Source organism: Enterococcus sp. 4G2_DIV0659 (assembly GCF_002140715.2).
Lineage (GTDB): Bacteria > Bacillota > Bacilli > Lactobacillales > Enterococcaceae > Enterococcus_L > Enterococcus_L mansonii.
This window is the reverse complement of record NZ_NGLE02000001.1, coordinates 3,062,779-3,078,557: the sequence shown is the minus strand read 5'-3', so window position 1 is coordinate 3,078,557 and position 15,779 is coordinate 3,062,779. Positions and strand designations below refer to the sequence as shown.

General features: G+C 31.8%; 12 protein-coding genes and 1 pseudogene. 1 reads left to right on the top strand and 12 read right to left on the bottom strand.

All coding sequences use genetic code 11. The features are described 5' to 3' along the window. Nucleotides 1-86: 86 nt before the first annotated feature. From A5880_RS14420 to A5880_RS14385, 8 genes are all read right to left on the bottom strand, one after another. Nucleotides 87-1,043 carry an alpha/beta fold hydrolase gene (locus tag A5880_RS14420; protein WP_086329729.1) on the bottom strand — a complete coding sequence of 319 codons (957 nt, stop codon included), beginning with the start codon at nt 1,041-1,043 and terminating at the stop codon, nt 87-89. Continuing rightward, nucleotides 1,021-1,689: a TetR/AcrR family transcriptional regulator gene (locus A5880_RS14415; RefSeq protein ID WP_086329728.1), complete on the bottom strand. Its 669-nt coding sequence runs from the start codon at nt 1,687-1,689 to the stop codon at nt 1,021-1,023. The genes A5880_RS14420 and A5880_RS14415 overlap by 23 nt, the downstream gene beginning before the upstream one ends. Nucleotides 1,690-2,012: 323 nt before the next feature. Then, the gene (locus tag A5880_RS14410) at nt 2,013-2,390 is read right to left on the bottom strand and encodes a DUF6287 domain-containing protein (RefSeq protein ID WP_143353622.1); all 378 of its coding nucleotides are present in this window, start codon (nt 2,388-2,390) and stop codon (nt 2,013-2,015) included. Nucleotides 2,391-2,406: 16 nt separating this feature from the next. Further along, nucleotides 2,407-2,853 carry a hypothetical protein gene (locus A5880_RS14405; protein ID WP_086329725.1) on the bottom strand — a complete coding sequence of 149 codons (447 nt, stop codon included), beginning with the start codon at nt 2,851-2,853 and terminating at the stop codon, nt 2,407-2,409. 77 nt (nt 2,854-2,930) lie between these two features. After that, entirely contained in the window at nt 2,931-5,060 is a 2,130-nt protein-coding gene (locus tag A5880_RS14400; RefSeq protein WP_086329724.1) for a DEAD/DEAH box helicase, read from the bottom strand. Between the two features lie 6 nt (nt 5,061-5,066). Continuing rightward, nucleotides 5,067-6,377 (bottom strand): ATP-binding protein, encoded by a 1,311-nt coding sequence (locus tag A5880_RS14395; protein WP_086329722.1) that lies wholly within the window; start codon nt 6,375-6,377, stop codon nt 5,067-5,069. Next, on the bottom strand, nt 6,374-7,234 hold the full coding sequence (locus tag A5880_RS14390) for a tellurite resistance TerB C-terminal domain-containing protein (protein ID WP_086329721.1): 861 nt from the start codon (nt 7,232-7,234) through the stop codon (nt 6,374-6,376). Before A5880_RS14390 ends, A5880_RS14395 begins: the two co-directional genes overlap by 4 nt. A 74-nt stretch (nt 7,235-7,308) precedes the next feature. After that, nucleotides 7,309-8,457 carry a TerB N-terminal domain-containing protein gene (locus tag A5880_RS14385; protein ID WP_336577205.1) on the bottom strand — a complete coding sequence of 383 codons (1,149 nt, stop codon included), beginning with the start codon at nt 8,455-8,457 and terminating at the stop codon, nt 7,309-7,311. A 172-nt stretch (nt 8,458-8,629) separates the two neighbouring features. On the opposite strand from A5880_RS14385, the gene A5880_RS14380 reads away from it, so the two are divergent. Then, nucleotides 8,630-9,556, top strand: a complete 927-nt coding sequence (locus A5880_RS14380) for an exonuclease domain-containing protein (protein WP_086329720.1) — start codon at nt 8,630-8,632, stop codon at nt 9,554-9,556. Between the two features lie 274 nt (nt 9,557-9,830). Here A5880_RS14380 and A5880_RS14375 read toward each other — a convergent pair. The 4 genes and pseudogenes from A5880_RS14375 to A5880_RS14360 all read right to left on the bottom strand — a co-directional run bounded on the left by A5880_RS14375 (nt 9,831) and on the right by A5880_RS14360 (nt 15,777). After that, nucleotides 9,831-10,101: pseudogene (locus A5880_RS14375) on the bottom strand (type II toxin-antitoxin system RelE/ParE family toxin). Next, entirely contained in the window at nt 10,094-10,360 is a 267-nt protein-coding gene (locus A5880_RS14370; protein WP_086329719.1) for a type II toxin-antitoxin system RelB/DinJ family antitoxin, read from the bottom strand. The pseudogene A5880_RS14375 and the gene A5880_RS14370 overlap by 8 nt, the downstream one beginning before the upstream one ends. A gap of 874 nt (nt 10,361-11,234) precedes the next feature. Beyond that, the gene (locus A5880_RS14365; protein ID WP_336577204.1) at nt 11,235-12,461 is read right to left on the bottom strand and encodes a Wadjet anti-phage system protein JetD domain-containing protein; all 1,227 of its coding nucleotides are present in this window, start codon (nt 12,459-12,461) and stop codon (nt 11,235-11,237) included. After that, entirely contained in the window at nt 12,451-15,777 is a 3,327-nt protein-coding gene (locus tag A5880_RS14360; protein WP_086329717.1) for an SbcC/MukB-like Walker B domain-containing protein, read from the bottom strand. The genes A5880_RS14365 and A5880_RS14360 overlap by 11 nt, the downstream gene beginning before the upstream one ends. Nucleotides 15,778-15,779 lie beyond the last annotated feature (2 nt).

Sequence of the window (15,779 nt, the reverse complement as noted above, 5' to 3'; positions counted from 1 at the left end):
TATAGCATCTTTATTTTTGGATGTAAACCCTTTCTATTGGAGTGGAATTGTTTTTACTATTTTTTCATAGTCATTCCTCAACTTTATCATTTTCCCAAAAAATCAATTGTTTCTTTTACGATTGTTTCCATTTGGGTATGGTGTAAATAATGGGCGCCTGGCAGTTGAAGTAATTTTCCTTTATCTAAACCTTTCACCTGATCTTGATGCATCTCAAGCCATTTTTTTTGATTCATATCATTATCTGCAACAAATAATAAAACCAGCATATTTTTTGGATAGGTTAAGCCACGAGAATCGGGGAAGCTATTGTTTAATTCTTGAAGTTCATCTTTCATCGCAGGACTACTCATGTTCTTCATCGTCAATAACTTAATCTGTTCAAAGTCTGGACTATCTTGACTCGCCCCTAACCCTGTTTCTGGATTAATGTTGATTATCGCTCGAAAAACACCTGCTGTTTTTAAGAAGTCAAAGACTGTCATATCAATACCAGGCCAAGGTTGTTCCGGTGTGCTGGAGTCAATTCCCACAAAACCTTCCATTTCATTTGGGTAAACTTGGGCATAATTCACCGCATAAAGCCCTGCAATCGAGTGGCCCATCAATGTGTATTTAGAAATGTTCAGTTCTTGAGCTACTTGATGGATTTCTTCTACAATGTTTTCAACGCTGCGACGTCGATTCGTTTGGCTGCTTAAGCCATAGCCAAATGGTTCAATCGTAACCACACGATACTCTTTCTTCAACTCTTCGATCATCGGTTTAAAATCTAAATAAGGACTAGCTGTTCCTTGCCCTGGTAAAAGTAAAATCGTTTTCTGTCCTTCACCTTCATCGACAACGTTCATTTCTCCATCAAACACTTTTAATTTCTCACCATAGGACTCAATTCGTTTTGCTTCACTTTTCAAACTTATCTGGTGAATCGTAAAGGTAATCACTAAGGATACAATTAGGATAGTGATTATACCTAAGATTACTTTGCCCAGTCCTTTTAATAGTCTGACGCTTAATGATTTAGTTTTCAGTTGTTTGGTCATTTAGTTCTGCCGCCTTTATCATAATTTGTTGGTCAAGTTGCTCTAAAAATACATCACTGATAATTGGCATTCCACTATTTTCAAGCATTGTTTTAGCAGCCATTAATTTTTCAAAAAAGGTCTCAACTGTATTTGGAAACAAGGCTTGAATAAACCACGTACTTAAAATCAAGATCGCTAATTCAGCCATTTGTTTTGGTTGAGCAACTGTGACTGATTCATCACTATTTCCTTCGTTTAAGCAGGTTTCTACTAATGGTGCCATGATTTCATTCATCGTTCGAATATACATTGAGAAGAATTTAGGGTTATCTAATAATGTAAAGCTGAGAATTCGAAATTGACTGGCCTCACTGTTGAACATTCCTTCAAATAACAGAGCCTGAATTTTCTCTAACCCATTTAATTTATCTTTTTCCATAATTGCTGTTAAAGCAGTTTCATTGGGAACAAATCGTCTGACAACGGCATCTATGATTTCATCTTTAGATGCATAGTGGTGATAAACGGCGCCTTTAGTTAAACCGTCTAAACCTTTGACGATATCGGAAATAGATGTTTTTTCGTAACCTTTTTCTATGAATAGTTGTGTTGAAACATCTAGAATTAATGATTTAGCTTCCTCAGCTGTATATTTTTTAGTCATCTGATCGCTCCTTTCTTGAAAAACATTCAATCGGTATGTTTTTATCATACGCTTCTTTTGTGGAATGTCAAATTATATTGATTTCATGTTCTATTTTGGCTTCTAACATTAGAATTTCGACTAATTATCGTCTGATAGTATTTAATTGAGATGGAAGTATTACTAAAAAGACTCACCACATCATCTAATCTACAGAAATTTTCATTGTTTTAGTTAATAAGAAAAAAGCTGAGTAAGTCCTGATTCAGAACATTACTCAACTACTGATTGATTCTTCTTCTAAAATAAGATGAAAATTATTTTGCTGAAATGACGTAACGTGCTTATTGTCTATAATAATAACTTTCTGCAGGATATGCTCCTCCTTGTTGCGCTAAAATAAGTCTTGGTTTTGTAGTATCTGAATTGTCTCCATCAGGATTTTCAAAACCGATCTTAAAAAATCCTATAGGAGTTGATCCTCCCATTTCTCCAGTTGATAAACTAGCATATGGGATTTTACTGGTTTTGTCAGAATCTTTTATTGTATGAATTGCTTGATTTTTATTCGTTGTTCCATCAGCATTTATTGCTAGAATATCTCCAGTTCCGTTTTGCCAAGTTCCAACTAAGCTAGCAATGTCACCATTATTGATTGCTTCTATATCTAAATCTTCCTGAATAGAAGTTGATGACGTTGGCGTATTTTTAAGTTGATTCAAATAATCCTCATTAGCTTCAAAAAAAAATAATAGCATCATCGATCCGTACATTTGCTAAAACACTCTTTACTTCACTACTACACCAGAAATACATATAGGTTTGTGTGCCGTATGCATCATTTATGTTTGGAAGCAGTGTTGAATTTTTTAAAATGAACGATTGATTTGGATTTTTCGTGTCTGTTTTTAACACTTCGGAATAACCGTTATCTTTAAGATACTCATTGCCTTTTATATTTGTGACAATCAAATGCGTGTATACGTTGTTTGGCGCTTTTAATCCATATGGATTTTGCTCTGTAGAACTTCTGCTTTGAGTAGATTCATTAGATTGGGAAGTTGTAGAATTATTTATAATTGGCTTTGCTGTTGAAGTAGATTGTGTAGAGAGCTCTTTGTTGCTCTTACAAGATACTAATATTAGTAATACAACTAAAATCCATCCAGAAATCTTCCATTTCATTTTCTCAACACTCCTATATTCATATGTTGTCTATCTCTTTTACTCTTACATTATTTTTTTATACTTATCATAGTCATTCACTGTACAACTATCCAATCGATTTTTTTTACAAAATTTATTGTTTCTTCTAGATCAAAAAACCTTTTAGCATAGATCTCATCTAATAACTCCTTAGGTAAATAATCAGAGTACTTTGTTTTAAAAGGCTCTATTTCTACCATTAGCTTTAAAAGCTCTCTCTCTGTTAAAGAAAAATCTTCTATTTGTTTTAATAACCCATGAATATTCTTGTCATAAGTAAACTTAATCCGACCATAATAATCTCTTCCTTTAACCGTTACTCCTAAATATTTCATCACCCAATAAATTGTCGTTGCAACTTCTGTTGAAGCAAAAGTTTCCATTATATATTCATTTCGATCATTAAATATCGCTCGATTTTTTCTAGTCAGACCTTTAAAATGATAAACTTTACGGCTATCATTTAAGAGTAAAGATGCCTCTTCATCGATATACTCAAACTCTACATCATTACAGAGTAGCTCAATAATTTTCTCACCGATTTTCTCATGAAAACGACCTCCATCTCCCAAATAACTAGTTGCTCTTCCTTGCTTACCTGAGACTACATAACATTTATTCAACTTATCATCCAGTGAAATTATTTTCCAAATTTGACCTGCTAATATAATCTGATCATTTTCTCCCACAAATGGCGTCTTATGTATCTGACCAATTGCTTTAGAACCATGGAAAACCTGATATTCTTCTGGCGACATAAAAATTGCATAGAAATCTTTACCTCTAAGTAATTTCTCTCCTTCGATTCCAACAACTACCTCACTAGTTTTATCAAATAATTCTAAAATATCTATTTTAATCAAATGCTTAACTAGCAAGACCACTTTTTCTTCTTCTAAAGTATGAAAAGCTGGATTAGCCACAATTCTTCTATAAAGTTCATTTCCGTTAATTCCATTACCTTGCGCACATATTGAGATTATCTGTTGAATAGCAATATCGTACGGTAAAATAAAATCTGTGGCAGGTTCTATCCATTTATCTAAAACTAACTCCATAATTGCTAATGACTGAAGTAAATTATCTTTGTCTGTCGCATACAACTGTAAAGTTTGTTCAGATCCTGACTGTCTTCCTGAACGGCCTAGCCGCTGCTTCAAAGAAGAGACTGAAAAAGTACTATCAAGTTGAATAATCAAATCAACAGATCCGATATCAATTCCTAACTCTAATGTACTAGTTGAAACAATCGATTTAGGTACTTTTGCTTCTTGCATCATTTTCTCTACATACTCACGCTCTTTTTTATCAATAGATGAATGATGCGCATAATAAGTTTCTCCGACACCTTCCCTTTTGGCTAATCGATTCAAAAAGACTGTAACTTCTTCCACTTTACTTCGGCTATTGCAAAAAATGATTGCTTTGGAATCTCGAGTGAGTTCACGAATATCTTCAAGTAAGTCAACTCTTAGCATCTTCGTCTCTTCGTCCTTAAATGCCATTAAAGAATAAAGCAGCTTCTTATCTGAACCTTTTTCTTCAATAATTGTGACATTGTCTGGATCATAGTAATCTACCCATTTTTTGACAACTTCATAATCATCAATTGTTGCGGACAATCCAATCACCCTATAATTCGTTTCATTCAATTCTTTTACTCTTGAAAGCAAAGATTGTAGATGAACACCTCTATCTGATCCTATAAATGAATGGATCTCATCAATCACTACATATTCCACATGCTTGAATATTTTCCCGACATCGTTAGGATAATTAATAAATAAACTTTCAATTGATTCAGGTGTTATTTGTAAGATTTCCGTAGGGTTACTTCGAAATTTCTTCTTTATTGTTGCTGAGACGTCCCCATGCCACTTTGTAATACCAATCCCTAAAGAATCGGAAAGCCCTGTTACACGTTCAAATTGATTGTTAATCAGCGCCTTCAAAGGAGAAATATAAATAACTCGTAATCCTTCTGTCTTATTTCTTTCAATATCAGATAAAATTGGAAGTAATGCAGCTTCTGTCTTACCAGATGCAGTGGCAGATGAAAGGATAATATTTTTTTTAGTCGTTAATATTGCAGGTATGGCTTTTTCCTGAATAGGAGTAAATCGCTTCCACTTCATCTCCCAAATTTTTTTCTGCATATTTTTTGATAATAGTTCAAATATACTCATACTCAGCTATCCTTCACTAACTGAGAAACGTGACTTGTTTTTTTTAACTTTTTCTTCCTCAATTTGTTGTCCAAAAATCGTTTCACGATCAAAAGTTGGATTTTGTTGTAGTATGTTTAAAGCCCCTAGGAATCGACGAATGATATCTCCAACTGTTAGAAAGTCTTCTGCACCAGGTAAATTATACATTTCGATCATATAATTTTTTATCTCATTTTCAGTAATTGTTGTTCCATATGAATAATGAGCGGCATGGATATCGCGCAACCGTTGTAATAAAATAAACACTTCATCATTTTTTAAAGGCGTCAAGCGAATAACAGGCTGTTCAAAATCTCGATATTCATCTGTTTCATATTGGTTTATTTCTAACCTTCTTTTTAACGCACCGTAGCTATACAGTCCTCGACGTTCATCCTCTAAAAACTCATTTGTTCCTGAAAAAGTGATGTAAAGTCCTTCAACATTTCCTTGAAGAATATCGTTATACATTTTCAAAATAGTTTCGTAATTTTTTTCTCTTGTCTGTACATGAGTGATCTTATATAAATTGATTGCTTCATCAAAATTCACGACTAGCCCACTATAGCCAATCAATTTGATAAATTGAGATAAAACTTTTAAATAGTTATACCAATTATCATCAGCAATAATTTCTCTTAATCCCAAATCAGTTTTGGCTTCTGTTTTCGTTCCATATTCACCCCGAAGCCATTTTAATGCGCATCTTTGAAGCTCAACATTTTCCTGTAAAAATCCTGTAAAATACTGAATCAATATTCTAGAAAACTCGAATCCACCGGTAAACTCATCAAGTTGATTTACAACATCCTTGATCTTTTCTTCAACTGCTTTTACAACTTCCAATGTTTCAATAGCATCAAAATCGAGTCCCATCTCATTTAATACTTCTTTTTGACATTCATTTATCCAACGATCAATAATTTTAGGCAATGCATTTCCTTCTGGCTGGGTTGCAGTTGATAAATTCTTGATCAACTCGCTATAAATGGATACGGCTTTTCCTTCGTTTCCGTATAACCTTCTTTCAGGTGAAAAGTCTGCTGATGCTACAACAAATTTCTCATTGAATGCCAATTGTTTAATGAATCCTTGAATAAAACTTTTCCCACTACCAAAAGAGCCCACAAAAAAGCGAACAACTGATAATCCGCTTTTGATATTATCTAAATCTGTCATAATCTGTTTTGCTTCTTCTGTTCTTCCGACCATGATATGTTGAATACCTCTTGTAGGTACAACGCCCCCATTAAGAGAATTTAAAATCACTAAGGAATCTCTTTTTCTAATATTCATACTTTTTCTATCTCCTTCATCTTAGCTATAATACTTTGGAACTCTTCATATAATTCAATTACACTATCTTTCTCCTCTATTAGATTATCATCTAAACTATCTAAACTTTTTTCATTTATATCTGTTATCAAAATACTAAGCATCTGACCATGTTTCTTGGCAAAGTGTTCGGCGTCCTTAATTTCAATTGTTAGATTTTTAAACAAACTGAGAAATGAATGTTCGATTGGATTAAGAGTTTCTGCAAACTCTTCAATTATTTCTTCATCGATTTCAACAGATTGAGCAAAAAAATCATTACTGTTAATGCTTGTTGTTTCAACTTGAATTTTAGAGATTCTTTCCATATCACCTTGGCTATCATGGTCTTCAATCCGTTTGTTTACCTCGCTTACTAAAGCATCTGTTTCTTTTTGAAGTTGCTTGATTCTTTCATCATCAAACACAATTACAACTTGCTGCTTTTTCTCAACTTGTAAAGGTTGTGGAATTAAGCTTCCAAATGCAGAAGTTTCTGGTTCCATTACTTTTTTAAATCTTTTTTTGTTTTTTAAAGTATTCATATATTCCAACATCTCATCATGAAGAGTAGTATGAAACGGATTATTTTTTATTTCTAATTGACGTTTTTCTCCTTGAATTACTCGAGTGACATTTTCAGCTAACTTAAAGAACGCCGAAATATCTTCGTATGCTCTGTCCGTTGCATATATGTGTCGTTCTGAATATGTTTTTACAGAAGTCTCTCTTAAAATAAACATTCCAGAGAATAAATAGGCTTGTCGGCTTTCTGTTTTTTCTTCAAAATAAACATCTATGATTTTAAGAGACTCTTTTTCATAAAAGTCATTTAACAAAAACGTACACGTTTTAAATGTTTTGTAAATCTGAGAACGATTTGCCTTAAAGAACTTTGTTTCACGATAGTATTTTAAGTATGTTTTCCAAACGGTCTAGAGATAGTAGAAATCTCTTTTTCTTCTTTTAAATTTGAGTATAGAGCAGGATTATAGCGTTCATTTATCCATTTTTTAGTTAGATCAGTTTGATTTAGTTCAAGCAACATTTCGAAGATGACTTCTTTTAAACGATCAACCCTATATTTTTCTTTATATGCTTCATATAGGTGTACTAACATACTGACATTAAAAGCTGTATTTTCATTAAAAGAATAATTTAGCAATTCATAAGTAAATAAGTATATATATGACAAGTCCACATCTAAAAAGTTTAAATTCAAAGCGTTCGTTCTCCAATAAAAATACCAAGCTTTTTGTTCATTGTTCAAATCAGAAAAAGTAGTGTAATAACTCGTTAATTCAACTGGTTCACAATAACTACCTGAACTATTTTTATATTTCAATGAATCCCTAATGAATTCTTTTGCACCGAGTGTGCTATATGAATAACTATTCCGATTTGGATCAGCTATCGCTTGTAACAATTCTTCAGGTGTTGTTAGATGGCGATATTCAGCTAAAATGATGTCTGATTCATTGTAGAATAATTCTTTTTTACTAGAATAACGTTTTGTATTGTATTGTTCTTCTTTCACAAAAATTTTGTCATCTATTTTATTTTGTACACCTTTCTCTTCTAGTCTTATTTTTTCTTCTTTTAACGATTTTACTATTTCAGCCACTACTTGATTCTTAACATTTCTCTTCTGATTTTTTATAGTTTCAGATGGACTTATTTTTTTCTTACTAATGATTTTTTGGGGCTTTACTTTCCTTTTTTTATTTTTATCTTCCGAATGATGCTGAAAAGATTTAAAGAGAGTGAGTAGCTTTTTCTTGACATCCAAAACTAGCGGACTCATTTGGCCCAACCAGCTAAAAATTGACTGCTTAATCTGGTCAATTTTGTCATAATCTAAATGAACTTTATTGGTTATATCTTCCCACAAAGTGGTTTTAGATTGTTTAATCTTATTTCCTAAAGAAAAAATGCCTAAACCTAGCAAAACCACTATGGTACCGGAAGTGAAATCATTGCTTGAAATAATTCCACCTACTATACCAAAAAAAAGCCAAAAACCACCAAATAAATTAAGTATTATTCCTACTAATTTTTTCATTTTCAATCTCCTCAAAATCAATCAAATCAAAAAATTTCACACATTTATTAATATCATTGTAACAAATTTTATAATAAAATCCACAATAATTAGATAGCATTTAATTTCCCAAAGTTTTATAATAGTGGTAATTCAATAGTTATCCAATTCATTTAGAAAGAAGGAATATTTTGTGAAAGATACTTTTATTGCTTTAGATGTAGAAACAGCCAATGACAACAGACACAGTATATGCTCAATTGGACTTGTTAAATTCGAAAATGGTCTAATAACTAATGAGTTTTATAGTCTGATTAATCCTGAAGAAGAATTTGATTCTTTTAATACTAATATTCATGGCATCGATTATGATCTGGTAAAAGAATCACCTTCATATGAAATATTACGACCTAACCTAATTGAATTTATTGGGGATTCACCAATTGTTTGTCACTTTGCTCAATTTGATACTGGTGCTATTCGAGACGCAAATGCTAAATATGATTTAGAAAATTTTGAATTTAATTATCTTTGCACTTATCAACTTTCTCGTGCTCTATTAACAAGGCTATCTTATAAACTAAAAAATTTAGCAAAAGAATTTAATATTTCTTTTCAGCATCATGATGCATTAGAAGACGCACGAGCTTGTGGACTACTATTGCTTGAACTTGCTAAACTTAACTCCAGTATGACAATAGAAGAGCTTTTAGAGCATGCTAATTATAAGCACTTAGGTAAAGTTACCCATTCTGATTTTAGCGGATTTAGAAAAAAAGCTAATTCATCTTCTAAAAATTTGACTCTTTCTCTTACGGAAGCTGATTCTAGTACTTTTAATCAAGATCATGAATTTTATCAAAAAAATATTGTTTTCACTGGAACTCTTATTTCAATGAATAGACGTGACGCTATGCAGCTTGTAAAAAACATTGGCGGTACACCACAGAATGGCGTGAATCAACAAACTAATTTTTTAGTTATGGGTGAACAAGACTTATCGAAAGTTGATAGTTCCGGCAAAAGCTCTAAGATAAAGAAGGCTGAGGGTATGTTAGCTAAAGGGTTAGATGTTCAATTATTAGGAGAAAATGATTTTCTGAAACTAATGAATGAATAATTTATTATTAGGTTTTTTAATAGAAAAAGTGAGTGGGACACAACTCTTCGAGTCATATCCCACTCACTTGGAATCCGGATAAACGGTGGGAGCAGAAGCAATCACTACGCTTCACTTCGATCACATCAACTTCTAAGTGCTAAAGCACTAAGAGTTGAAGGCTTCGGAAATAAGCTGAAATTCACAAAAATTTTGAAGAACAATTTTCGTGAATTCCTTCTTATTTCTCGGGATTAAACACTTCTGTCCCATCCTCTTTTAACTTTATATTGATCTAAAATAACTCACTATGCGATCCAGTTCTTGTCAATACTAATACAAGTTGATCATGATCTATTTGATAAATTAACAACCAATCTGGCGTAATATGACATTCTCGAAATCTACATAATTTCCAGTCAAATTATGATCTTTATACTTTCAGGAAGTGTTTTTTGATTTTGAAGTAATGTAACAACTTTTTCAAATTCAGAAATCATTTTCCTTTGTTTCACAATTTTCTTATAATCTTTTTTAAATCTTGATGTATAAAAAATCTCAAGCATTCAAATCCTCCATTAAGTCCTCAACAGAAGTAAATCCTCCGTGTAACTTCTTTCTTTTCACATCGTTTAAGGCTTCTATGGTATCTTTGTTCGCTTTTCTAATTTCAAAAGGAATGGCTTGTTCTGTCACTGCTTGTTTTAAAAATACATTGATAGCACTTGTCATATTCAAGCCTAATTCATAAAAAAGTTGTTCTGCTTGTTCTTTCAAATCTTCATCAACTGAAATATGAATTGGTTTTTTTTTAACTGTCGGCATTCTTTATCCCTCTTTTCGACTCTTTTTCTACATTATACTACTTAACAACATTTTAGCAACATATTGACAACAAAAAACTAGAAACGCATATCAAAGCATCTCTAGTTTTTGTTAAAATATTTGTAGTAATCAATCTTAGTCATTTTAATCACTCTACTTTTTATCATATAATATTAGGATCAAAAGTATTATGTTCCCGCCAAGCCTTCAGCTTCTTCGACGAGTCCTTGTATTTCTTCACTTAATTTTATCCTAAGTTCCAATAAATATTGAAATTGTTCTTTAAATAATATATTAAATTCACGTTCTAACCAAAAATGTTCGTCATTGTCATTTTTTGCTTGCTATTCTTTTAGTGGAGTCATACGCTATTTTCAATAGTATCAACCTCAATAAATTCCAACGCTCTAATCCGTTCAGCTTTCATTTTTATGTTATATAAGTTTTCTTCTAAATCTCTTGCCATATTACTACTCCTTTCAAATTAATTATCCGGGAAACTTTCAAGTAAAAAATCCAATTTTTTTCCTTTCCTACTGTTATATAACCAAAATAATATATTTTACCAATAATAGTCTCGCAACTATCTAAAAATAAGTTTTTTAGTTTCTTGATTACAAATGCTACATCTTGTTGATTGTTTGTCACTAGAGCGTACACAATTAATATCGGTAAAACACCTGCTAAACCATGTGCTCTATCTAAATCAATATACCCCTTTTAGCAGCTTTTAAATGTTATCAAATCAACATCCGTTCTTCTAGTTATATCCATCAAATTTTGATAATTTTTCGGTATTGGTGATAGTTTGGAGATTAGTTTTGATAAAATACCTATATGCAAGTCTACACCCTTATTGAAGATCTAAACTGTTTTAAAAATATAATTCTGCCTCTTGCTCTAGAATATGCTTTGTCTCCACAATTTTTACCAAGACCTCCCTAAAAGGGGTAAATTCGTTCTTTTCAAGTGCTACTCTAACTTTTTGGACATATTCATTACTAATCTTTTTTCTAGCTCTTGCATATTTTTCAAAAGTCGCTACATCCATTTTTAATGGTTGTATTTCGGACCAAATCGCTTGAATCTGAAGAAATATTCGGAAACCACCCAAATCAATATCACCCCAGTGAAATAGTTCAGACAGGTTTTCTGTTTTAAGCATTTTAAAAAATACAGATTGATGTCTGGTTAAAAATCCTCCTGTATAAATGACTAAAGTCCCATGCTCTCTTTCGTTTTGTACATACCAATAGTAATTGGCTAAATTTTCAATGGTAATAATCTTGGTGTACAAGCAATTGATTATTTTAATATCTGATAACATATCAGCACCTAAATAACTCCCTTTTGGAATGAATTCACAATTTATTTTCTCATCATTTTTCAAAACTAATTCAATTGGACCAGTAAAATACAAGAGCTCTGGAGCAAAACCAATGCCCATTTGTTGAAGCTTTTCTCGTTCAGTCAAAGCACTATTCCAATCAAATAAGTAGCGTGTTGTCAATTGCAATAATTTATTCTGAATATTTAACTCAAAATATTTACTATTCGAAAATAAATTCACACTTAAAATGCGCTTATCTATATTACTTCCTTGGTAACTATCCAACATCTCTAAAACCTTACAAACATCCTTTGTCTGATTTGGTGATAACATAAATTTCCAGTTTTTCCCCATCGCTTCAGATTCTTCCAAAATTGTTGCAAAAAGCTCCAGCATCCACGGTGTCTTGATAGATAAGCGTTTCTCTTGAATTAATTCAATATTTTGAGTAGCAACCTTATCTTTAGAAACGCGCTGACAAAGCGCGTAGGCTTTTGCTAAAGAATCAGCTTCTATAATTAGCCAGATTTCACTAATTAAATTATTTTCTTCAAACTTCTCCCATTTGAAATCGATTAATCTTTCTTCTTTTAGTCTATTTATAATTTTAAATAACGCCTCTTTTTCAATTGGATCGGCAATGTTCCTACTCAATTCTTGGTCTTTTTCCGCTTTATACAGTACACGCCTTTGGTAGTCTTCCTTTAAAAATCCTTTAGACGCTTCATATTTATCTAAAAGTCTATTAAGAAGATACGTATCATACTTCATAAGGCTCACCAATCAATTCGTCTAATGATGAAAATTCTCTTAACGTTGCTTGATTTTGCTGTCTAAATACAACAAGAGCTTTATCTGCTTCTTCCATAATTTCAGCAATTTTTTCTGGTGGTGTTGAAAAAATTGCTTGGAGTCCAAAGCTTCGAATCATTTGGATACATTGTTTGATTTTTTCTCCATCAATTTTGTTGAAAGCTTCATCCATCATAATCAGTCGCATGGTATTGTTTCTTAGAGTATTGTTAACTCTATAAACCTGTGAAAATGCTGCTAGTAATGAAATGTATAAAGGAATTTGCGTCTCGCCACCAGATTTTTGCGTATACGTTTTAGATAATCGTTGCGTGCTGTCTCCTTTTTTAACTAGCATATCAAAAGCTAAATATGTTTTATAATCAGAAAAGGTCTGAATTCTATTTTCTTTGCTTTTTCCTTCATCCAAGTCATTTCCAGACAAAATAGTGAATAACAGTTCAATTTGTTGAGCGTACTTGCTTTCAAAAGCCGCACTCAATAAATTCCATTCTCCCTGATCCATTAGCATCTCATCCATAATCATATCATGGTATTCCTTGTACCCACTAGCCGCTGTAATTTTAAATCGATAGGTATCCTCTCCAAATTTACGATTTTTTAAAGCGTCATTAATTTCATCTACCTGTCGATATAAATTTTCAATGTTACTTTTCAATTTACCTAAAAACTCATACCTAAATTCATAAATTGCTTTTTCTTTTGCATCTTTAATATCCAATTCAAATTTTGGAAGATCACTCTTCATAAATTTTTCATATTCTTCTAGATACATATTAGACTGTCTAATATTAATTGGCAGATTTTCAGTAAAGGTTTGATTATAGTCATTCATCAACTCTCTTATTGTTTCTTCTAATTCACTAATACTAGCTTGTGTTTGTTTCTGATTATTTTCGTAATTTATGATAAAACTTTGATAGACAAGATTATCTAATTTGTTAATTGCTACTCTATAAGCTTCTTCAAATCCTGATAGTTGCTGACACATTTCAAATTTAGTTTGAAAGATGTCTTCTTGTTTTATTATTTGTTCAAAACATTGAGGAATTAATTCTTGGTTTACTTGCTCTATCTTTGTTTGACGCTCATTTGATTTTTCCGTCATTGTTTTAATTACAACGCTCAAATCATTTATTTCTTTGTCTAAATATTTAATTTTACCATCTATTTCTACAAGCTCTGAATCATCCAAATTGCTTAACTGATTTTTCAAATGATCTAATTCATTCGCTTTCTGGTTAAATTTCTGATTATCAGCGTATTCAGCCACAATTTCACATGAATACATATCTTTTTTTTGATAATCCGTCAATTCCCCTAGAATAGCGATTTTCTTTTGTAGAACACATAATTCTTCTTGACGTTCATTGAATTTTTCTTGAGCATCCAACAATTGCTTTTCAATAGCGGCACTACCGACTGACATCGTTAAATTTTTAAATTGTAACTTACGAGTAACAAAGCCTTTATATAAAAAACCTTCCGTAGTAATCGAAGTTTGGTATTTCGTTAAACTCATAATATCATCACAAGCTATCACACGGCCCAACAAAAAATTAATATATGCTTTAACCAGATGATCTCTTACCATTAATTTATGTGCTAAAGAATTTTGTTCTGCACTAAAATGCTTTTTTTGTAGTTTTACTAGATTAATTAGACCAATACCGTGTACTTCTCTTTTCTTTTGAACAGACTGATAGTATTGCAACGCCTTGTTATAAAATTTAGGATCAATCACAAGATAATATCTTTGCCAACCAAGATAAGCTTCAACTGCTTTCTGCCAATTCTCTTCACCTTTTTTAAAATCAATTACATCGGATAAATACTCAACTTTAGCATTCTTATCATAGTTTCTTAAATATATTTGCAATTCTTCCTTAAACACACGAAATTGTTCAGGGACCATTTTAATTCCTTGTTTCAGCTTTTCTTTTTCAATTGAAAGAGAGGAAAGAGTAGATTTGACAAAAATTTCTTGTTCACTTATAGAATCTTTATACTTATCCAATTTCTTTACTATCTGACCCATTAAATCGTTCACTTCAGTAAACTTACTAATAAGTGTTTGTTCTTTTTCATATTTTTCAACTGTTTGAATTAAACCCATGATAGATGAAATCTCAATAGGTAGCTTATTGAGCTCATTAATGAAGCGCTTCATTAAATGAATAGTGTCTTGTCCTCTCTTTGTTTGATCTTGAATAGTTTGAAACTGTTCTTTCACACTCTTTATCTGACTATTTAAGTAAACTTTATCTTTTAAAACAACGAGCGAATCCCGTTTATCCCTCAAGTCCTCTTTTTTTGTAGTTAATATAGCTATTCTTTTTGAAGCGTCTGATATGTTATGTGTATTTTCTGTAATCTCTTTTTTATGGTTTTCAACCTCAATATGATAGTTTCTTTCTTGCTCTTGAAATAACTCAAGCTTAGCTTTTTCAATAAAATAATCTTGACGTAACTCAATGATTTTTCGTCTTTCTAAAACTTGTATCTCATTTTTAATAATTTCTAATTTAGCAACCTTTTTATTGATTCGATCACTTTCTTGTTCCAGATCATTATAACGACGAATACTTTTTTGCATTTCTTCAACATTCACTGGACTTTCCGTTTCACTTACAAAATCGGTTAAAAACATTTCTATATCTTTCACAGGTGTAAAGCTAACTGATTGCTTTAATAACCTTCTGTAATCATCTCGAATTTGCCCAAATAACCCAGCAATTTTTTTCCGGTAATCTTTATCAGTTACAATTAGTGTAATCTTTTCACTTTCAGTCTTTAAATTGTTTTGATAGCTTAATTCGCTGATCGAATAGGGAATCCCTTCTTCTTGATTGAGAAAATAATCAGCTGGCAATCTAGATTTCATTGTCAACCATTGGAGATTAGGAGGACTATGATCTGAATTACAATCTGCCACAAAACCACAGCAAAAATATTCCGAAGTTTCTTCATTTTCAAATTCTGCTACTAAGTAACTGGTAAAATTTTCCTCACGCAAATAGAAAAAACCATCACCACCATCATCCCCTAGCTTTCCATACAAATAGCTTTCCAACGTTCGATTAGAATTTTCATTAGCTGCTTTATTGAAAATATGTTTCTGCTTTTCTCCCAGTAAAACAATATTTAACGCATCAATAATAGTCGATTTCCCTACTCCAGTTTGTCCAGTAATTAAGGTAATATCTTCAAATTCAACAAGCTGAAAATCATATGCTTGCCAATGAATCAAGAGTAGTCTTTTTAATTTAATCATAA

What these genes read in the sequence shown, in the direction of transcription:
- A5880_RS14420 (WP_086329729.1), bottom strand. Translation starts at nt 1,043, where the DNA reads ATGACCAAACAACTGAAAACTAAATCATTAAGCGTCAGACTATTAAAA.
- A5880_RS14415 (WP_086329728.1), bottom strand. Translation starts at nt 1,689, where the DNA reads ATGACTAAAAAATATACAGCTGAGGAAGCTAAATCATTAATTCTAGAT.
- A5880_RS14405 (WP_086329725.1), bottom strand. Translation starts at nt 2,853, where the DNA reads ATGAAATGGAAGATTTCTGGATGGATTTTAGTTGTATTACTAATATTA.
- A5880_RS14400 (WP_086329724.1), bottom strand. Translation starts at nt 5,060, where the DNA reads ATGAGTATATTTGAACTATTATCAAAAAATATGCAGAAAAAAATTTGG.
- A5880_RS14395 (WP_086329722.1), bottom strand. Translation starts at nt 6,377, where the DNA reads ATGAATATTAGAAAAAGAGATTCCTTAGTGATTTTAAATTCTCTTAAT.
- A5880_RS14385 (WP_336577205.1), bottom strand. Translation starts at nt 8,457, where the DNA reads ATGAAAAAATTAGTAGGAATAATACTTAATTTATTTGGTGGTTTTTGG.
- A5880_RS14370 (WP_086329719.1), bottom strand. Translation starts at nt 10,360, where the DNA reads ATGCCGACAGTTAAAAAAAAACCAATTCATATTTCAGTTGATGAAGAT.
- A5880_RS14365 (WP_336577204.1), bottom strand. Translation starts at nt 12,461, where the DNA reads ATGAAGTATGATACGTATCTTCTTAATAGACTTTTAGATAAATATGAA.
- A5880_RS14360 (WP_086329717.1), bottom strand. Translation starts at nt 15,777, where the DNA reads ATGATTAAATTAAAAAGACTACTCTTGATTCATTGGCAAGCATATGAT.